This is a genomic window from Xanthomonas sp. MUS 060, assembly GCF_000963215.1.
Taxonomy (GTDB): Bacteria; Pseudomonadota; Gammaproteobacteria; order Xanthomonadales; family Xanthomonadaceae; genus Xanthomonas_A.
Window position 1 is genome coordinate 70,657 of the sequence record NZ_JZIM01000005.1, and the last position, 20,435, is coordinate 91,091.

At 65.1% G+C, this 20,435-nt stretch carries 13 protein-coding genes, 1 tRNA gene and 1 pseudogene; 11 read left to right on the forward strand and 4 right to left on the reverse strand.

Annotated features, from left to right (window positions below; all coding sequences use genetic code 11):
* Positions 1–43 precede the first annotated feature (43 nt).
* Positions 44–1,192: a pyridoxal phosphate-dependent aminotransferase gene (locus XANALMUS060_RS07535; protein ID WP_045737862.1), complete on the reverse strand. Its 1,149-nt coding sequence runs from the start codon at positions 1,190–1,192 to the stop codon at positions 44–46.
* A gap of 185 nt (positions 1,193–1,377) precedes the next feature.
* Between XANALMUS060_RS07535 and ccmA the strand changes: the two genes are divergently transcribed.
* The 11 genes and pseudogenes from ccmA (at position 1,378) to XANALMUS060_RS07590 (ending at position 10,272) form a co-directional block, all read left to right on the forward strand.
* Positions 1,378–2,025 carry a heme ABC exporter ATP-binding protein CcmA gene (gene ccmA, locus XANALMUS060_RS07540; RefSeq protein WP_045737863.1) on the forward strand — a complete coding sequence of 216 codons (648 nt, stop codon included), beginning with the start codon at positions 1,378–1,380 and terminating at the stop codon, positions 2,023–2,025.
* Positions 2,022–2,717: a heme exporter protein CcmB gene (ccmB, locus tag XANALMUS060_RS07545; protein WP_045737864.1), complete on the forward strand. Its 696-nt coding sequence runs from the start codon at positions 2,022–2,024 to the stop codon at positions 2,715–2,717. Before ccmA ends, ccmB begins: the two co-directional genes overlap by 4 nt.
* A 115-nt stretch (positions 2,718–2,832) precedes the next feature.
* Positions 2,833–3,582: a heme ABC transporter permease gene (locus XANALMUS060_RS07550; protein ID WP_045737865.1), complete on the forward strand. Its 750-nt coding sequence runs from the start codon at positions 2,833–2,835 to the stop codon at positions 3,580–3,582.
* Complete coding sequence (locus XANALMUS060_RS07555; protein WP_045727784.1) at positions 3,579–3,755, forward strand: heme exporter protein CcmD; 177 nt, start codon at positions 3,579–3,581, stop codon at positions 3,753–3,755. The genes XANALMUS060_RS07550 and XANALMUS060_RS07555 overlap by 4 nt, the downstream gene beginning before the upstream one ends.
* 108 nt (positions 3,756–3,863) lie before the next feature.
* A complete protein-coding gene (locus XANALMUS060_RS07560; protein ID WP_045737866.1) occupies positions 3,864–5,798 on the forward strand; it encodes a heme lyase CcmF/NrfE family subunit in 1,935 nt (644 codons plus the stop codon).
* 114 nt (positions 5,799–5,912) lie between these two features.
* Positions 5,913–6,392: pseudogene (locus tag XANALMUS060_RS07565) on the forward strand (cytochrome c-type biogenesis CcmF C-terminal domain-containing protein); the annotation flags it as partial.
* On the forward strand, positions 6,392–6,994 hold the full coding sequence (locus tag XANALMUS060_RS07570) for a DsbE family thiol:disulfide interchange protein (protein ID WP_045737868.1): 603 nt from the start codon (positions 6,392–6,394) through the stop codon (positions 6,992–6,994). The pseudogene XANALMUS060_RS07565 and the gene XANALMUS060_RS07570, both read left to right, overlap by 1 nt.
* Entirely contained in the window at positions 6,991–7,446 is a 456-nt protein-coding gene (locus tag XANALMUS060_RS07575; protein WP_045737869.1) for a cytochrome c-type biogenesis protein, read from the forward strand. The genes XANALMUS060_RS07570 and XANALMUS060_RS07575 overlap by 4 nt, the downstream gene beginning before the upstream one ends.
* Before the next feature lie 4 nt (positions 7,447–7,450).
* Positions 7,451–8,494: a cytochrome c biogenesis protein gene (locus tag XANALMUS060_RS07580; protein WP_045737870.1), complete on the forward strand. Its 1,044-nt coding sequence runs from the start codon at positions 7,451–7,453 to the stop codon at positions 8,492–8,494.
* Positions 8,495–8,725: 231 nt separating this feature from the next.
* Positions 8,726–9,838 (forward strand): homoserine O-acetyltransferase, encoded by a 1,113-nt coding sequence (locus tag XANALMUS060_RS07585; RefSeq protein ID WP_045737871.1) that lies wholly within the window; start codon positions 8,726–8,728, stop codon positions 9,836–9,838.
* Between the two features lie 357 nt (positions 9,839–10,195).
* Positions 10,196–10,272 (forward strand) — tRNA-Pro (locus XANALMUS060_RS07590).
* 532 nt (positions 10,273–10,804) lie between these two features.
* Here the strand turns inward: XANALMUS060_RS07590 and XANALMUS060_RS21880 are convergent.
* The 3 genes from XANALMUS060_RS21880 to XANALMUS060_RS07600 form a co-directional block, all read right to left on the reverse strand.
* Positions 10,805–15,064, reverse strand: a complete 4,260-nt coding sequence (locus XANALMUS060_RS21880) for a YadA-like family protein (protein WP_235430413.1) — start codon at positions 15,062–15,064, stop codon at positions 10,805–10,807.
* Positions 14,995–17,268, reverse strand: coding sequence for a hypothetical protein (locus XANALMUS060_RS18460; RefSeq protein WP_161795391.1), 2,274 nt, complete (start codon positions 17,266–17,268; stop codon positions 14,995–14,997). The genes XANALMUS060_RS21880 and XANALMUS060_RS18460 overlap by 70 nt, the downstream gene beginning before the upstream one ends.
* A gap of 1,065 nt (positions 17,269–18,333) precedes the next feature.
* Positions 18,334–20,250 (reverse strand): CocE/NonD family hydrolase, encoded by a 1,917-nt coding sequence (locus XANALMUS060_RS07600; protein WP_045737872.1) that lies wholly within the window; start codon positions 20,248–20,250, stop codon positions 18,334–18,336.
* Positions 20,251–20,435: the final 185 nt, after the last annotated feature.

Sequence of the window (20,435 nt, forward strand, 5' to 3'; positions counted from 1 at the left end):
CGGTGTCGATGAACGCTTCCGAGTGCTGGGCCCCGGCAATGCATCAAAGCCGCCGCAGCCGCTCGATCGCCGTATCCAGCGTGGCCGCATTCTTGGCGAAGCACAGCCGCGCCAGCCGTTGGCCGTGCGGCGGGGTCTGATAGAACGACGACAGCGGGATCGCCGCCACGCCTTTCTCGATCGTCAGCCACTTGACGAACTCGGTGTCGGGCAGATCGCTGATCGCAGAGTAATCGACCAGTTGGAAGTAACCGCCCGGCACCGGCAGCGGCGTGAGCCGTGTGCCGCGCAATTGCTCGGCGAAGCGGTCACGCTTGGCCTGGTAGAACGCACCGAGTTGCTCGTCGTGTTCTGGCTCTTCACGGATCATCGCGGCGAACGCATGCTGCGCCGGGCCGAAGCTGGTGAACGTGTTGTATTGGTGGACCTTACGAAACTCGGCGCTGAGTGCTGGCGGCGCGATTGCGTAGCCGATCTTCCAGCCGGTGCAGTGATAGGTCTTGCCGAAGCTGGAGATGACGAATGCGCGCTCACGCAGTTCCGGCCAGCGCAGCACCGATTCATGACGGCGGCCGTCGAACACGATGTGCTCGTAGACCTCGTCGGAAATCAGAAAGATGTCGCGACCGCGCAGCAGTTCGGCGACCGCCTGCAAATCCTCGGCGCCGAGCATCGCGCCGGACGGATTATGCGGGCTGTTGATCATCAGCAGCCGTGTGCGCGGCGTGATCGCTGCACGCACGCGCTCCCAGTCCACGGCGAAACTGTGCGGGTCCAGCGGGACATGCACCGCGCACGCGCCAGCCAGATCGATCGCCGGCTCGTAGCAGTCGTAGGCGGGATCGAGCACGATCACCTCATCGCCGGGCCGCACGACCGCATGAATGGCGTTGAACAACGCCTCGGTGGCACCGCTGGTCACGGTGACCTCCGTGTCCGGATCAACCTGCGCGCCGTAGCAGCGCAGCGCCTTCTCGGCGATTGCCTGACGCAACACCGGCACACCTGTCATCGGCGGGTACTGGTTGTGGCCTTCGCGCGCCGCCTGGGCCAGTGCGTCGATCAGGCGCGCTGGCGCAGGGAAGTCGGGAAACCCTTGCCCCAGGTTCACCGCGCCATGCTCAGCGGCCAATTGCGACATGACGGTGAAGATGGTGGTGCCCACCTTGGGCAGCTTGGTCTGCAGGTGCATGGGGGAAAAATGCGGCAGTGGGAAAGCACCCAGTGTACGCAATGCCGTTTGTCAGCGATGCGCCACGACGGCGCAAAATCGTGTGGCGGCACACACCGGCAACAACCGCCGGACGCCCGCATCTCTTACAATGCGTCTTCTCTTGCCAAGCCCGCCGCCGCGCGATCCGTCGCGGCTCTTCGCCGATGACCGATCCGCTGCATGCTTCGCCACCGCTGTTGGCTGCGCACGGGCTCACCTTCGCCCGCGACGATGCGGCCGTGTTCGGCCCGCTGGACTTCCGTCTGGATCCCGGCGAGGCGCTGCTGGTGCAAGGCGACAACGGTGCCGGCAAGACCACCCTGCTACGCGTGCTGGTGGGCCTGCTGCGTGCGGAGGCTGGACGGATCGAAATCGACGGCCACCCGGTCCGACGCGGCGACCGTGCCCGCTTCATGGCCTACCTCGGTCATCTGGGCGCATTGAAGGCGGACCTGAGTACGCTGGAAAATCTGCACTACGTCTGTGGCCTGCAAGGCCGCCGCGCCAAACAGATGCCCGGCAGCGCATTGGCCATCGTCGGCCTGGCCGGCTATGAAGACACACTGGTCCGACAACTCTCCGCCGGACAGAAGAAGCGCCTGGCGCTGGCGCGCATGTGGTTGTCGCCAGCCCCGCTCTGGCTGCTCGACGAGCCCTACGCCAATCTCGACCTGGACGGCATCAATCTGGTCAACCGCATGATCGCCGCACACCTGCGCAGTGGTGGCGCGGCCTTGGTCACGACCCATGGCGCCTATGCCGCGCCGCCGGTGCGCACCCGGCTGCTGCAGTTGAGCGGAGTGCAGGCATGAGCCCGGCAGCGCCCGTTCCCGGCCTGTGGCAAGCCACACGCGCATTGCTGCGGCGCGACCTGCGCCTGCTATGGCGCCGCCGCGGCGATGCGCTGCAGCCCGTGCTGTTGGCGCTGCTGATCGTGGTCCTGTTCGCACTGGCGTTGGGCAACCAGCCACGCCTGCTTGGCGAAGTCGCCGCCGCCACGCTGTGGCTGGCCGTCCTGCTGGCCGGACTGCTGGCACTGGACAGCCTGTTTCGCAGCGACGCCGAGGACGGCTCGCTGGAGCAATGGCTGTTGGCGCCGGTCCCGTTGGCCTGGCTGGTGCTGGTACGGGTGCTGGTGCACTGGACGACCACCGCCTTGCCGTTGATCGTGGCGACGCCCTTGCTGGGCGAATTACTGCACCTGCCGCATGAGCGCATGCCGGCGCTGCTGGCATCGTTGGCGCTGGGAACTCCGCTGCTCAGCCTCATCGGCGCCGTCGTGGCCGCGTTGACGGTCGGCATGCAGCGCGCGGGGATTCTGGTCGCGCTGCTGGCGCTGCCGCTGTACGTCCCGGTGCTGGTGTTCGGCGCCGGCAGCGTGGCGGCTGCGGCGCAGGGACTGGATCCTGGCGGTGGCTTGCTCTTGTTGGCGGCGGGACTGGTGCTGGGGCTGGTACTGGCGCCACTGGCGGCGGCGGCGGCAATCCGCATCGCGCTGAGCTGAGTACTGTTGGCGCAGCGTCGACGCCGTATGGGCCGTACCATGCAGCGGTGGCGTTGCCGCAGCGCATCGCTGTCGCCGCATCGACGCCCGCCTTCCGCCCGCTAGAATCGACCGCATGGCCTCCTTCGTCCGCTGGTTTCACCAACTCGGTTCGCCGCCCATTTTCGATCGTCTCGCCGCGCGCTGGACACCGTGGTGCTACCTGCTTGCACTGCTGCTGGCCGGCGTGGGCATCTGGCAGGCGCTGTTCGTGGTGCCGGCCGACCGTCTGCAGAGCGACGCCTTTCGCATCCTCTACATCCACGTGCCCTGTGCCTGGATGAGTTTGTTCGTGTTCGGGCTGATGGCCGTGTATGCGGCCATCGCGCAGGTGTGGCGGATCAAACTCTGCGAGATCCTGGCGATGGCCTGCGCGCCGATCGGTGCCGCCTTCACCTTGATCACCCTGCTGACCGGCAGCATCTGGGGGCGGCCGATGTGGGGCACATGGTGGGATTGGGATCCACGCCTGACCAGCGAATTGATTCTGCTGTTCCTGTACATCGGGGTGATGGGCCTGTACCGGGCGATCGAGGACCGACGCATCGCTGCGCGTGCCGCCGGGCTGCTGGCCATCGTCGGGGTGGTGTTACTGCCGGTGATCCGCTATTCGGTGGTGTGGTGGAACTCGCTGCACCAAGGCCAGACCATCCGCCTGTTCGGCCAGTCCAGCATGGACCCGAGCATGCTGCCGCCGTTGTGGTGGATGGTCGCGGCGACCAAATTCTGGTTCGCCGGCGCGTTGCTGACGCGGGCACGCGCCGACAACCTGCGCCGCGAAGCCGGCAAGGACTGGGTCGCGCAACAGGCGCAGGTGCGCGGATGAACTACCTGCCCTACGTGATCGGTGCCTATGCGGTATTCGCTGGCGTGTTGCTGGCCGACTTCATCCTGGCGCGCGTGCAACTGCGCAGTGCCGTGCGTGCGGCGCGGCTGCGTGCGCAACGCAAGCGCCAGACCAAGACCGAGCCAGCCGCGCCGCTGGATCTGAGCCGATGAATTCGCAGCACCTCGGCATCGTCCGCTTAGGCTCTGCCTGGACCATGGATTCACCGTCCCTTGTCCCAGCTTTATGGTTCAAGGATCGCGAGCTGTGGGACTGGCACCATGTTGCCTGAACTGGGCCAACTCCTGCTGATCCTCGCCCTGCTCACCGCCGTGCTACAGGCCGTGGTGCCGCTGGCGGGGGCGCAACGCGGGGACGCGCGCTGGATGGCGGTGGCACACCCGGCGGCATACGCGCAATTGTTGCTGGTTGCTGGCGCGTTCGCCGTGCTCACCCATGCCTTCGTGACCGGGGATTTCTCGGTGGCCTACGTAGCCGACAATTCCAACGCGCTGCTGCCGCTGGTGTACCGTTATTCGGCGGTGTGGGGCGCGCACGAAGGGTCGTTGCTGCTGTGGACGCTGATTCTTGCGCTGTGGACCGCGGCCGTGGCGCTGTCGTCTCGGCATCTGCCGGCCAGCGTGATGGCGCGGGTGATCGGCACACTGGCATTGGTGAGCACCGGTTTCCTGGCGTTTCTGCTGTTCACCTCCAATCCCTTTGCGCGGCTGTTACCAGCGCCACTGGAAGGGCACGATCTCAATCCGCTGCTGCAAGACCCTGGCCTGGTGATCCATCCACCGCTGCTGTACGCCGGTTACGTCGGTTTCGCGGTGCCGTTCGCGTTCGCCGTGGCTGCGTTGCTGGATGGTCAGGTGGATGCGCGCTGGCTGCGTTGGACGCGGCCGTGGACCAATGTGGCCTGGGGATTTTTGACCATCGGCATCGCCCTCGGCAGTTGGTGGGCGTATGACGAATTGGGCTGGGGCGGCTGGTGGTTCTGGGATCCTGTGGAGAATGCCAGCTTCATGCCGTGGCTGGCCGGGGCGGCATTGCTGCATTCGCAGGCGGTCACGGAGAAGCGCGGCAGCTTCACCGCGTGGACGCTGCTGCTGGCGATCGCCACGTTCTCGCTCTCGCTGCTGGGCACGTTTCTGGTGCGCTCGGGGGTGCTGACGAGCGTGCATTCGTTCGCCGCCGATCCGGCCCGTGGTCTGTTCATTCTGGTCTTCCTGAGCTTGCTGTGCGGTGGCGCGCTCCTGTTGTACGCGCTACGCGCCGGCCATGTGGGGGCCAGCGCGGACGCTGCGCGGCAAACCTTCGCCGCCGCCTCGCGCGAGACCCTGCTGCTGATCAACAACCTGCTGCTGACCTGCGCCTGCGCGATGGTGCTGCTGGGCACGTTGTATCCACTGCTGGCCGATGCGCTGGGCCTGGGCAAGCTCTCGGTCGGCCCGCCCTATTTCGGCACGCTGTTCGTGGTGCTGATGGCGCCGCTGGTCGCCCTGCTGCCATTCGGGCCGCTGACCCGCTGGCAGCGCGAACAAGCATCGCGGCCACTGGCACTACTGGCACCGTGGGCGGCGCTGGCGCTGCTGGCCGGGATACTCGGCTTTTTCCTGGCGCCGCAAAGCCCATGGAAAACCGGCGTCGGCATCGCCGCGGCAGCCTGGGTGCTGCTCGGCACGGCACGCTTCGTATGGAGTCGGATGCAGCTCAAAGGCAGCCGTTTCAGCGCAGAAATGCTCGGCATGAGCTTGGCTCATGGCGGTATCGCGGTGTTCCTGATCGGCGCGCTGCTGGTGCAAGCGCTGGAACAACAGCGCGAGGTGGCGTTAGCACCGGGGCAGCATGTGGAGATAGGCCGTTACCGCTTCGAACTGCGCGATCTCCAGCAGCATCGGGGACCAAACTACATGGCCGAACGCGCCCACCTACAGGTGCTGTACGACGATCACCCAATGACACGACTGTTTCCCGAGAAGCGCCTGTATGCCAGCGGCGGCCAAGCCATGACCGAAGCAGGCATCCACGCTGGTCTATTCGGTGACATCTACGTCTCCCTGGGCGAACCACTGGGCGGCAACGCCTGGGCGATGCGCCTGCACGTCAAACCCTTCGTGCGCTGGATCTGGCTCGGCGCGGCACTGATGGCGCTGGGCGGTTTCGTCAGCGCGGCCGACCGGCGCTTCCGTCGTTCTCCGGAGACCCCATGATGTCCAACCCCACCTCCGCTCGCCTGCCGCTGCCGGTCATCCTGCTCGGCGCACTGTGCGGCCTCTGCCTGCTGGCGCTGTTGCTCTACGCGGTCAAGCATTCCGGCAGCGGCAGCAGAAATGCTCGGCATGAGCTTGGCTCATGGCGGTATCGCGGTGTTCCTGATCGGCGCGCTGCTGGTGCAAGCGCTGGAACAACAGCGCGAGGTGGCGTTAGCACCGGGGCAGCATGTGGAGATAGGCCGTTACCGCTTCGAACTGCGCGATCTCCAGCAGCATCGGGGACCAAACTACATGGCCGAACGCGCCCACCTACAGGTGCTGTACGACGATCACCCAATGACACGACTGTTTCCCGAGAAGCGCCTGTATGCCAGCGGCGGCCAAGCCATGACCGAAGCAGGCATCCACGCTGGTCTATTCGGTGACATCTACGTCTCCCTGGGCGAACCACTGGGCGGCAACGCCTGGGCGATGCGCCTGCACGTCAAACCCTTCGTGCGCTGGATCTGGCTCGGCGCGGCACTGATGGCGCTGGGCGGTTTCGTCAGCGCGGCCGACCGGCGCTTCCGTCGTTCTCCGGAGACCCCATGATGTCCAACCCCACCTCCGCTCGCCTGCCGCTGCCGGTCATCCTGCTCGGCGCACTGTGCGGCCTCTGCCTGCTGGCGCTGTTGCTCTACGCGGTCAAGCATTCCGGCAGCGCCGATCGCGATACGCTGCCATCGGCGCTGATCGGCAAGCCCGCGCCGACCTTCGCGCTACCCTTGCTGCACGACGCCACGGTACGCGTGCGCAGCCGCGATCTACTCGGCGCACCCTACGTACTCAACGTCTGGGGTAGCTGGTGCCCGTCCTGCCGCGAAGAACACCCGGTGCTGACCCAATTCGCCCTGAGCAAGCGCGTGCGGGTGATCGGCTACGACTGGAAAGACAACCGCGACGATGCCCTGCACTGGCTGGAGCAGTTGGGCAACCCGTTCCTGGCAGTGCTGTTCGATCCCGAGGGCCGCACCGCAATCGACTGGGGCGTGGCCGCAGCGCCGGAAACATTCCTGGTCGATGCGCATGGTGTGGTGCGCTGGAAACATGCCGGCCCACTGAGCGAGCGCATCATCCAGGACGAACTGCTGCCAGCGCTGCGCCAGGCCGAACGCGACGCTCCCGCAGCGACACCAAGCCAGGCAGGCCAATGAACCACTGCCGGCACGCGTTGCGGGGTGGATTGCTGGTACTGCTGGCGTGGTCCACGCTAGCCGGTGCCGTGCCGGTCTCCGACCCGACCCCGCTGGCCTACCGCTCCGCCGCCGAGGAAGCGCGCTTCCATGCGCTGACCGCTGAGTTGCGCTGCGTGCAATGCCAGAACCAATCGCTGGCCGACTCGCATGCGCAGATCGCCATGGACTTGCGTCGCGAGGTGCTGGAGCTGATGCAGCAGGGCCGTTCGGATGCACAGATCAAACAGTTCCTGGTCGCGCGCTATGGCGAGTTCGTGCTGTACCGACCACGACTCGAAGCACGCACCTGGCTGTTATGGTTCGGGCCATTGGCATTGCTCGGCGCTGGTGCGCTGCTGCTGGTCCGACTGGTGCGTCGACGCACCCCGGCCGCGGACACCAATGCACTGCTGGATCAACAGGAGTGGTGAGGCGATGCTGAGTTGGCAGATGTCCAGCATCGCCGTGGGACTGGCAGCGTTGCTGTTCACGACGGTGCTGTGGCCGCTGCGCGGCGATCGACGTCGTGGCGTGCTGCTCGTGGTCGCGGTGCTGGCGCTGAGTGCTGCGACCGCCGCGCTGTATGCGCTGGTCGGCACGCCACAGGCGTTGCAGGTGCAACAGCGACAAGCGCCGCACACGCTGGAAGAAGGCGTCGCACAATTGCAGGCGGCATTGCGTCAAGACCCCACGCGCGCCGACGGCTGGGCGTTGCTGGGCCGCAGTCAACGCGCGCTAGGACGCAACACCGAGGCCGCTGCCGCCTTCGCCCGTGCGGCACATCTGGCACCGGACCAGGCACCGATCCTGATCGAAGCCGCACAGGCGCGTGCGCTCGCCGACCCGCAGCGGCGTTTCGACGACCAGGCGCTCGCCTGGCTAGAACAGGCGTTGCAAATTGCGCCAAACAGCGAACGCGCGGCGTGGTTCCTGGGGATCGCGCAACGCCAACGCGGCCAGAATGCCGCCGCTGCCGCCACGTGGCAGGCGCTGCTGCCACGTGTGGATGCGGGAACCGCGCAGGCATTACGCCAGCAGATCGATGCTGCCCGTGCCGCCGCTGGCCTACCGCCATTGCCACCAGCCGCGATCGCCGGCACCATCCGCGCAACCGGCAGCGCAGCGCCCGCCGCCGCGACGCTCGCCGTGGTGGTCTCGGTGGAGCCCGATGTCGCCGCACGCATGCGCCTGCGCAAAGACGCCAGTCTCTTCGTGATCGCACGCGTTCCCGGTGGCTCCCCGATGCCGGTCGCGGTGCAAAAACAACCGCTGCGGGCACTGCCGTTGCAGGTCACGCTCAGCGATGCGGACAGTCCGATGCCCACGCAAACGTTGTCGCAACTGCGGCAAGTCGAAGTGGTCGCGCGGCTATCGGCCAGCGGCGATGCCAGGCGTCAGGACGGCGACTTGGAATCGGCAGCGGTCATCGTGACGCTGCCGACCAGCACACCGGTGCAACTGCGCATCGGCAAGCACTGAAGCAAACCTAGCATCCACGCACCACGCTCCATGCCAGAACTGGCGAGGTGCGCGAGGCAACCTACGAGTCGGCACCGAGCCGGTGTGGATGCGGCGACAGCGCGCGCCGTATCACGGTGGAACGCGCACTCGGATTGCGTACATCGCCCAGTGATCGCACTGGCGAGGCGGCGCTCGGCCGATCTCCACGGCGGCACCGCCAACCTACATCACACGCTCTAGAATCGGCACATGACCGAATTCATCCCGCCCGGTAGCCGTTTCCTCGCCCTGCCCTCGCCGTTCCCGATGAAACGCGGCGGCCATTTGCTCAACGCGCGGGTGGCTTACGAAACCTGGGGCACACTGGCGGCGGATCGCGGCAACGCGGTCCTGATCGTCACCGGCTTGTCGCCGGACGCGCATGCCGCCGCGCATGCCGACGATCCCACACCGGGCTGGTGGGAAAACATGCTCGGCCCCGGTAAACCGATCGATACGCAACGCTGGTTCGTGATCTGCATGAACGCACTGGGCAGTTGCAAAGGCTCGACTGGTCCGGCATCGCCGCATCCGGACGATGGCCAGCCGTACCGCTTGCGCTTTCCAGAGTTATCCATCGAGGACGGCGCCGACGCCGCCGCGCATGTGGTGCGTGCGCTGGGCATTGCGCAACTGGCCTGCCTGATCGGTAATTCCATGGGCGGCATGACCGCATTGGCGCTGCTACGCCGGCATCCCGGACTGGCGCGCAGCCATCTCAACATTTCCGGCAGCGCACAGGCACTGCCGTTCTCGATCGCGATCCGCTCGTTGCAGCGCGAGGCGATCCGCCTGGACCCGAATTGGAACGACGGCGACTACGACGCAACCACCTATCCCGAATCTGGCATGCGCATGGCGCGCAAACTCGGCGTGATCACCTACCGTTCGGCGCTGGAATGGGATGGCCGCTTCGGCCGCGTAAGACTGGATTCGGACCAAACCGACGACGATCCGTTCGGCCTGGAGTTCCAGGTCGAAAGCTACCTCGAAGGCCACGCGCGGCGTTTCGTGCGCCGCTTCGACCCCAACTGCTACCTGTACCTGAGCCGCTCGATGGACTGGTTCGACCTGGCCGAATACGGCAATGGCGACGTCCTCGCCGGGCTGGCGACGATCCGCGTCGCGCGCGCCCTGGCCATCGGTGCCAACACCGACATCCTGTTCCCGGTGCAACAACAGGAACAGATCGCCGAGGGCCTGCGCAATGGCGGTGCCGACGCGCAGTTCATCGGCCTGGACTCGCCGCAGGGGCACGATGCCTTCCTGGTCGATTTCGCACGCTTCGGGCCAGCGCTGCGGCAGTTCCTGGACACGCTGTAAATCACTCGCCGCCATGCACCAATGCGGTCCTTGCCGCTATCGCCGCCGATGGCGACGCGCTCGCCCTCGACGGCGGCGCGACTACGCACGCACCTTGGTAGCATCGCCGCAGTCGTCCTACGCCGCCGCCAGAGACCCCGCATCATGCGCATCGTCGGCCTTGTGCGCTTTCCCTGCCTGACACCACCCTACTTCCAACCAGCTCCGTCTGGGATGCCGGCATTACCATGTTCGATGACATGGGATTGGGGCCAGACGAAGTTAAGCTAAGCAAGGCCACCAGCCCGACATGCTGAAAATTTTTCGCCAAGGATCTTGCCGAAGGCGGGGGGTAACCCGTATCATGTGCGGCTTATTCGGGGTGTAGCTCAGTCTGGTAGAGCGCTACGTTCGGGACGTAGAGGTCGCAGGTTCGAATCCTGTCTCCCCGACCATCAATCAAGCCTGGAAAACGACAGTTTTCCGGGCTTTTTTGTACCTCGAACAGTCGATCCGGCGATCCATCGCACCACTGGTGGTAACGCATACGACATGCCATCGCCTTGGCTGAAAGGATATTCGCGGCTGCACCAGGCGAAAAAGCACGGGGAGATGGCGGGCACTGTGCATCGCAGCACTTGCGTGCAAAGCACATTGCACAGTCCCAACCGAAGTTGCGGCAGAGCAAAAACACGCGCGAATGGCGATGATCCAAGCACCGAACATCGCAAGACCAAACTGCGCGCGAAGAATGCAACGCCCAATGGACGGAACCTGAGATTGACAGTGCGGCCTGAGTGAATCGTGTTGCATTCCCCGCCCTCAGAACGAATCCTAAAAACCCTCCTTCAGCACCGCGCAGCTCGATACAAGGGACATTGCAAGCCCAGCCGCGATATTCACGCCGCGGTGGTGCGCATGCTGGAGCGCCTACCCCCATGGAATGCGCGCTCGCGCTGGCCATGGGGCCATCGCACTGGAGAGCGACTACCAAACCCGTGCCGCACCAATCGACGCACCGCTATCACCACGGCTGTTGGAACTGGCGCTCAGCCGATAAACCCAACTGCCGCTTTCGGAAACCGTGGAAAGACCGATCGCGATACCGCTTTGTCCGTGGAAGCTACTCAATGCCACCGCCATCGCGCTCTGATCCGGCTGATAGGCCTGCGGCAAGCTCGCCATCGCCATCGCGGAGGCAGTGCCGGCATTGGCGTGCTCACTGACTCTGCCGATATTACTGTCGAGGTTTGCGAAGCGTTGGTCGGTATACGACTTCGACCAATCTTTTGCAGCCTGAACACCCGCATTCAGTTGGCCGACATTGACCGCATCGCTCGTCGCCGTACCAGCGGCCACGTTATGCACGGCCACCGGAGCGCTGACACCAGCGGGATTGGCACGCCCCAGGGTCAGGCTTTGGTAATTGGCGCTGCCATCGGGATTGGTGTCGTAACCGACCGAACCGTTCTGCACCTGTTGCACCTGCGACTGCACACCTTTGAGCTGCGCGACGTTGACCGCATCGCTGTCCTGCGAACCTGCCGCCACCCCGTTGATCTGGCGATAAGTACCGTTAGCCGCATCGCCGACCGACACACTCGCCAGTGTGCTGGTGGTGGCATTGATCGCGACGGCCTGACTCGCGCTGGCATTGGCGGGCACATACCCGGCCGCACCGGCGGCCGTGGAAGCCACCGCGCCTGCGCCCAACGCGACGCCGCCAGCCTGGCTCACCTTGCTGCCGGCCCCCACCGCCACACCTTGCGTGGCCGCCGCCGATGCCTGCGTCCCCAATGCCACCGCATCGGCCAACTGAACATTGGCGCCCTGACCAATTGCAATGCCGCCGGGCGCAGCTCGCTGCACCACCGCACCATTGCCGACACCGATGCCGTTATCGCCGTTGACCACGGTCTGCGGCCCCACCGCCACCGATTCGGCACCGATTGCCAATGCATCGGTCGCGGTGGAGTTGGCATGGAAATACTGTACCGGGGTCACCGCAAAGGATGTCAGCGCACCGGCCAACTGACGCACGGTCACCGCATCCTGCGCTTGCGTACCGTCGGCGACATTGGTGATCTGCCGATAGCTGGTGCTACTGCCAAGGCTGAGCGCACCAAGCAAGGTGCGATCGGTGGTGTTGTAACTGATCAACGAACTTCCCGCAGGAATCGTGCCGGTAGCGGCGGCCACCGCACGATTGGAGACCGCACCCGCCCCCAGCGCCACGCTGTTGTCGATACTGGCCGATGCGCCCAGGCCAGCCGCAAACGCCCACTGGCCCGAAGCCGATGCGTTCTTACCCACCGCCGTCGCATTGCCGCCAGTGGCAGCATCGTTCGCGAAATTGCTGCCGACCACGCCATTATCGTTCGCGCTGTAGTAGTGGATGGTGGTGGCCTGCACCGAACTGGCCAGGCTTTGCATGGCACTGTTGGTGGCGAACAACTGGCTGCCGTTGACCGCGTCGGTACTGCCGAGACTGAGCCGGCCAGCGGCCAGATTGGTCAGCGTGCGCTCGTTGCCGGCGGTGCCGATGCTGAGCGTGCCGACCGGCGCGGTCCCAGCGAAGGAATACGCGGTCCCGTTGATCGTGGCGCCCGTGGTGGCGACCGCCGCCGCGGTCACACCGCTGCCCTGCCCCAGCGCCACGTTGGCCCCGGCGATGCCCGCCGCAATGCTCGCGCCACGGCCAATCACCACGCTGTTGCTGGCGCCGCTGCCGGCCACCACCGAGCCCACACCGTTTGCCGTGGTGGAGAAACCCAGCGCAAGCGCATTTGCAGCCTGAACACCCGCATTCAGTTGGCCGACATTGACCGCATCGCTCGTCGCCGTACCAGCGGCCACGTTATGCACGGCCACCGGAGCGCTGACACCAGCGGGATTGGCACGCCCCAGGGTCAGGCTTTGGTAATTGGCGCTGCCATCGGGATTGGTGTCGTAACCGACCGAACCGTTCTGCACCTGTTGCACCTGCGACTGCACACCTTTGAGCTGCGCGACGTTGACCGCATCGCTGTCCTGCGAACCTGCCGCCACCCCGTTGATCTGGCGATAAGTACCGTTAGCCGCATCGCCGACCGACACACTCGCCAGTGTGCTGGTGGTGGCATTGATCGCGACGGCCTGACTCGCGCTGGCATTGGCGGGCACATACCCGGCCGCACCGGCGGCCGTGGAAGCCACCGCGCCTGCGCCCAACGCGACGCCGCCAGCCTGGCTCACCTTGCTGCCGGCCCCCACCGCCACACCTTGCGTGGCCGCCGCCGATGCCTGCGTCCCCAATGCCACCGCATCGGCCAACTGAACATTGGCGCCCTGACCAATTGCAATGCCGCCGGGCGCAGCTCGCTGCACCACCGCACCATTGCCGACACCGATGCCGTTATCGCCGTTGACCACGGTCTGCGGCCCCACCGCCACCGATTCGGCACCGATTGCCAATGCATCGGTCGCGGTGGAGTTGGCATGGAAATACTGTACCGGGGTCACCGCAAAGGATGTCAGCGCACCGGCCAACTGACGCACGGTCACCGCATCCTGCGCTTGCGTACCGTCGGCGACATTGGTGATCTGCCGATAGCTGGTGCTACTGCCAAGGCTGAGCGCACCAAGCAAGGTGCGATCGGTGGTGTTGTAACTGATCAACGAACTTCCCGCAGGAATCGTGCCGGTAGCGGCGGCCACCGCACGATTGGAGACCGCACCCGCCCCCAGCGCCACGCTGTTGTCGATACTGGCCGATGCGCCCAGGCCAGCCGCAAACGCCCACTGGCCCGAAGCCGATGCGTTCTTACCCACCGCCGTCGCATTGCCGCCAGTGGCAGCATCGTTCGCGAAATTGCTGCCGACCACGCCATTATCGTTCGCGCTGTAGTAGTGGATGGTGGTGGCCTGCACCGAACTGGCCAGGCTTTGCATGGCACTGTTGGTGGCGAACAACTGGCTGCCGTTGACCGCGTCGGTACTGCCGAGACTGAGCCGGCCAGCGGCCAGATTGGTCAGCGTGCGCTCGTTGCCGGCGGTGCCGATGCTGAGCGTGCCGACCGGCGCGGTCCCAGCGAAGGAATACGCGGTCCCGTTGATCGTGGCGCCCGTGGTGGCGACCGCCGCCGCGGTCACACCGCTGCCCTGCCCCAGCGCCACGTTGGCCCCGGCGATGCCCGCCGCAATGCTCGCGCCACGGCCAATCACCACGCTGTTGCTGGCGCCGCTGCCGGCCACCACCGAGCCCACACCGTTTGCCGTGGTGGAGAAACCCAGCGCAAGCGCATTTTGCGCAGCAGCGGTGGAGGCATTGCCCAGCGCCACCGCACTCTGCGCACTGGCACTGGAGGCTGGACCAATCGCCACGCTATCGGTGCCGCTGGCGGTCGCATCGGCTTGGGTCGAATTACTACGGAAATACTTGATGCCGCCACCGTTATTGATATTGCCCACGCTACTGCCCAAGCTCTGCACCGCACTGTTGGTGGCGAACAACTGGCTGCCATTGACCGCGTCCGTGCTGCTGGCGCTGACCTGACCAGCAGCCAGATTGGTCAGCGTGCGCTCGTTGCCGGCGGTGCCGATGCTGAGCGTGCCGACCGGCGCGGTCCCGGCGAAGGAATAGGTGGTCCCGTTGAGCGTGGCGCCCGTGGTGCCGACCGGCGCCGCGGTCACGCTGCTGCCCTGCCCCAACGCCACGTTGACCCCGGCGATGCCCGCCGCAATGCTCGCGCCACGGCCAATCACCACGCTGCTGGTGGCGCCGTTGTCGCTGGCACCACTGCCCACCACCACCGAGCCCACACCGTTTGCGCTGGTGGAGAAACCCAGCGCGACCGCGTTGGTGCCAGTGGCAGCGGCGGATTGACCAATCGCCACCGCACGTTGCGCACTGGCGTTGGAGTTCCCCCCTAGCGCGATGGCGTTCGAGCCATTGGCCGTCGCGGTATCACCCAGCGCGATGGCGCTCGCCGCACCGGCGGTGGACGCGTTGCCCAAGGCCACCGCGCCTTGCCCGATCGCGCTATTGGCATTACCGATAGCGACCGCGCCGTTGGCCGTGGTGTTGCCAGCGGCATCACCGGCCGCCGTGTTGTTCTCACCCACCGCCACCGCACCGGTACCGTTGGAGACGTTGGGATCGCCAATGGCCACCGCACCGTTGCCGGTGGCGTTTTGACTCAGGCCGATCGCCACCGCACCGCCCGCCGTCGTGCCGCTATTGGCCGACGCCGAGGAGCCGATCGCCACGTTCTGGCCAGTGGCGCCGGATTGAGCGGTATTGCCGATGGCGATACCCGACGCGGCCTGCGCACTGGAAGACACACCGATGGCGATGGCCGAGGCATTGGCGCCGGCATTGGCCGCATTGCCCAGCGCCACCGCAGAGGTACCGCTGGCAGTGGCACCACTTCCCGCCGCCAAGGCCCTCGTCCCGGCGTTGGCCCCGTTACCCAGCGCGGTTGCCAGCAGCGCGTTGGCGAACGCGTTGTTGCCGATGGCCACGGCTTGCGCCGCCGCCGTCGCATTGGTGCCCATCGCCATCCCACCGCACTCTGCGCACTGGCACTGGAGGCTGGACCAATCGCCACGCTATCGGTGCCGCTGGCGGTCGCATCGGCTTGGGTCGAATTACTACGGAAATACTTGATGCCGCCACCGTTATTGATATTGCCCACGCTACTGCCCAAGCTCTGCACCGCACTGTTGGTGGCGAACAACTGGCTGCCATTGACCGCGTCCGTGCTGCTGGCGCTGACCTGACCAGCAGCCAGATTGGTCAGCGTGCGCTCGTTGCCGGCGGTGCCGATGCTGAGCGTGCCGACCGGCGCGGTCCCGGCGAAGGAATAGGTGGTCCCGTTGAGCGTGGCGCCCGTGGTGCCGACCGGCGCCGCGGTCACGCTGCTGCCCTGCCCCAACGCCACGTTGACCCCGGCGATGCCCGCCGCAATGCTCGCGCCACGGCCAATCACCACGCTGCTGGTGGCGCCGTTGTCGCTGGCACCACTGCCCACCACCACCGAGCCCACACCGTTTGCGCTGGTGGAGAAACCCAGCGCGACCGCGTTGGTGCCAGTGGCAGCGGCGGATTGACCAATCGCCACCGCACGTTGCGCACTGGCGTTGGAGTTCCCCCCTAGCGCGATGGCGTTCGAGCCATTGGCCGTCGCGGTATCACCCAGCGCGATGGCGCTCGCCGCACCGGCGGTGGACGCGTTGCCCAAGGCCACCGCGCCTTGCCCGATCGCGCTATTGGCATTACCGATAGCGACCGCGCCGTTGGCCGTGGTGTTGCCAGCGGCATCACCGGCCGCCGTGTTGTTCTCACCCACCGCCACCGCACCGGTACCGTTGGAGACGTTGGGATCGCCAATGGCCACCGCACCGTTGCCGGTGGCGTTTTGACTCAGGCCGATCGCCACCGCACCGCCCGCCGTCGTGCCGCTATTGGCCGACGCCGAGGAGCCGATCGCCACGTTCTGGCCAGTGGCGCCGGATTGAGCGGTATTGCCGATGGCGATACCCGACGCGGCCTGCGCACTGGAAGACACACCGATGGCGATGGCCGAGGCATTGGCGCCGGCATTGGCCGCATTGCCCAGCGCCACCGCAGAGGTACCGCTGGCAGTGGCACCACTTCCCGCCGCCAAGGCCCTCGTCCCGGCGTTGGCCCCGTTACCCAGCGCGGTTGCCAGCAGCGCGTTGGCGAACGCGTTGTTGCCGATGGCCACGGCTTGCGCCGCCGCCGTCGCATTGGTGCCCATCGCCATCGAGGCAATCGCCGTGGCCTGCGCATTCGTGCCAATGGCAATGGTATTTTGCGCAGAGGCCACCGACTGACCACCGATGGCAATGGCGCCGAGGCCAGAAGCTTGCGCGCCGCTGGTGGAATTGCTGCCAATTGCCACTGAATTGGCTCCCGAGGCGGTCGTCGAGTTGGCCTGAGACAGCGGGGTAGTACCGTCGCCGCCGGCCCCACCAATGGCCACGCTGTTCAATGCGCTGGCAGTGCTGCCGAAACCCAACGCGGTGCTGGCCGTGCCGCTGGCCTGGTTTTGCAGACCGAACGCCGAAGCCCAGCGCGCGGCCGTGGACTGGGAACCGAACACCGATGCGCCGGCGCCCGTCGCCTGACCGAAGCTGCCGAAAATACTGACCGCATCCAGGCCAGCGCCGGTCGCATTGCAACCGGCCACGCTTGCAAAGGTACCCGAACCATCGGTCGGATAGGCGTTGGTGGCCCCCGGATTGCTCCTGCCTACGAGAACTCCCCCGCCAGAGGTGCAGCTAGTGACATTGCCAGCGGAATTCACCGGCGCAAAGACGCTGGCCCAGCCCGCTCCCGACCAACCCACACTTGCCAGGGCCACAGCCAATGCGGATGCGGTCAAGCGCAATCGGCGCCGCTGCTCAAGTTCGCCGCCAGTGGAGGCATCGCGCACAGGTGCCTCCAAGAACATTCTCGCGTGTGCCGCCATTGCGTTCTGGCGCTTGCCATATCGCTTTCTCATATTGGGTGTCCTGGGTTTGCACAAAGGAAAGCACTCGATCAATCGCCCATTGGGCAATTCAAGTATCGAAATGCTGCATTATTTTTTTCAGTCACGATGCCGGAGTACTGACGAGGCAGCACCGTCGAACAGAAACAATCCGGAGATCTCAACAAAAAACGTCTTTAGATTCACCAACAACACCACTGTAGTGCCGCCGGACAAACGCGGAAAATGCTGGAAATATTCATGCATAACCTTTGTGCATCGCGATTCCCGCGCGCCGCGCATGCTCACCCCATCACGACTCGCGACGCTTTTTTAACCACAGTCAATGCCAATCAAGGCATGGACAGCGCGAATGCAGAAAGATGGCAACAATGTATTTAAAAAGCTCTGAAAGCCCAGAATGAGATTGGCTGCTTGATAATGGAAATTACGCAGACCTTGCAACTTCCAGACCACATTGCACATGCATGAAAATATTTCCAATACGTATACACTCGCACACTCGGACCATGGGTAGACAAAATTCAGGAATGAACAATCAACGCGCAACCCTAATTACATTGTGATTTTTATGAATACGCAGCCGCATGAGAAAATATGCAGAAAATACTCAGAAATCCGACTGAAAAAAGCACGAAACCTTCGAATTATTTTTCGCACTCGAATCCAGAGACCATACTTTTTGCAAATGCGGCGATGCAGATGGGCCACTGAAAATGTCTACGCAGCACTCACGACCTGATGCGTTCAATCAGGTTTTCCGCTGATATATGCGCATCCAGCAGGACGCCGTATGCTTGCCGGAATCAATCGAGCGGGCTTGGCGTTTTCGGTCCGCATGCACACACTCGGCACGGATCGTGCGCAAGCGATTGACCGCATTCGACAAACGCCCAACAGGCCCGCGCTCATGCACGTTCGCGTCACTGACGACACCACTTGCAAGGCGCCATGCGCCGCACTGCGGGGCGCCCGGTGGTGGGCGTCCCGCAGTGCGGCACTGATGCGCTCACGGCATGCTCAATACACCGGCAGCTCGATGAAGCTGGGCTGCTGCGGCGTGTGCCAGATCCGCTGCGTGGCTTTTTGATAATCGCCGGGCTTGACGAAATAGATATTCGGCACGTAGGTCTGCGGGTTACGGTCGTACAGTGGGAACAGGCTGGATTGCACCTGCACCATCACCCGGTGACCACGCTGGAAGATGTGGTTGGCGGTGGGCAACCCGAACGTGTAAGCCAGCGGCTGGTTCGGCGCCAGCGGTGCGGGATGCTCGAAACTCTCGCGGTAGCGGCCACGGAAGATCGCCAGCGATATCGGCAATTCGTAGCCGCCCATTTGCGGATCGGAAGCCACCTGATCCGGGTACACATCGATCAACTTGACCACCCAGTCACTATCACGGCCGCTGGTGGATGCCTGCAGATGCACCTGTGGCGCACCGGCGATGCGCAACGGCGCTTGCAACGGCTCGCTGACGAAGGTCAACACATCCGGGCGGCCATCGACGAAACGTTGATCGTGGACCAGCCAGGTGGTCCACATGCCGCGGTCACTGAACACAACCGGACGCGGCACGAACGGCACCGGCTTGGCGGGGTCGGACACATATTCGGTGTACTCGCCCTGCCCGGCCTTCGGCGCCTCGAACGACACCGTGCCGCCAGCTTCCAGGTACAGCGGCTTGCTCTGCGCCGCGCAGCCCTGCGCGCAGCTCAACGGCCAGTGCTGCAGGCGATCCCAGTGGTTGGCGCCGGTGTTGTAGATCAGCACCGGCGGCGTGTCGGCCTTGGGCGCGCCATCCACCAGGTATTGGTCGAAGAACGGCTTGAGCACGTCGCGGCGGAACTGCAACGTGGTATCGCCGTCGAACTGCAATGCGCCCAACGATGTGCCGCTGGCGTTGACCTGACTATGCCGCCACGGCCCCATCACCAGATAGTTGCGGTCGTTGCCGGTGTCGCGCGGCTCCATCGCCGTGTAACTATGGATCGCGCCCCACATGTCTTCCTGATCCCACAGACCCTGCAACCACATCGTCGGCACTTTCAACGGCGTGCGCGCCATGACCTTGTCCAGCGCCTGAAGTTGCCAGAACGCATCGTAAGCCGGGTGCTCGGTGAGCTTGTGCCACCACGGCAGTTGCTCCAGGCCAGCGGCCTTGGCATAGGCGCCGGCCGAACCGGCGCGCAGGAAGTTGCTGTAGTCGTCGTACCCCTGGCGCGCAATGCTCGTGCCCTTGCCGCGCTTGCTCAGCTGGGCGGTGAAGTAATCCAGGTTGACCTGGCGGAAAGCGCCGTAGTTGAGCCAGTCATCGCCCATCCAGCCATCGATCATCGGGCTTTCCGGCGCTGCCACCTTCAGCGCCGGATGCGGATCGGTCAGCGCCATGACCACGGTAAAACCTTCGTAAGACGAGCCGATCATGCCGACCTTGCCGTTGGACTCGGGCACATGCTTGACCAGCCAGTCGATGGTGTCCCAGGCGTCGGTGGCATGATCCACCTTGGTGGAATTGAGCGGGCCGCGCAGTGGCCGCGTCATCACGTAATCGCCCTCGGAACCGTACTTGCCGCGCACGTCCTGGTATACGCGGATGTAGCCGCCGTCCACGAAGACCTCATCGCTCTGCGGCAGCAGCTCGCGCATCTGCGGGGAGAACAGACGTTTGGCGCGCTCGCTGGCGTCGTAGGGCGTGCGCGTCAGCAGGATCGGCGCGCCATGTGCATGCTTGGGCAACACGATCACCGTATGCAGCTTGACCCCGTCGCGCATCGGGATCATCACCTCGCGCTTGATGTAGTCGTCCATCGCGGTCGGCGCGACGAAAGGCTTGCCGGTGATGTCCGGCGTCATCGGCGCGGTCTGGGCGATCGCGCCACTGGCGATCATGACGGCGACGGCGGTGGCAAACAGACGGGGAACAAGACGGCGCATGGGCTGATCGCATCACATTGGAAGGCAGGTGTTTCAGGTTAGACGGCGACAGGCCGCCAGGGGAGTGTCAAAGGTCGCAGATCGCCTGCTTCGATGCTCGCCAGAGAGTACGGCCTGCCGATGACGTATGGCGCAACCAGACAACACAACTGCTGCGGCCGCCAGCGCGCACCACAACTTGGTAT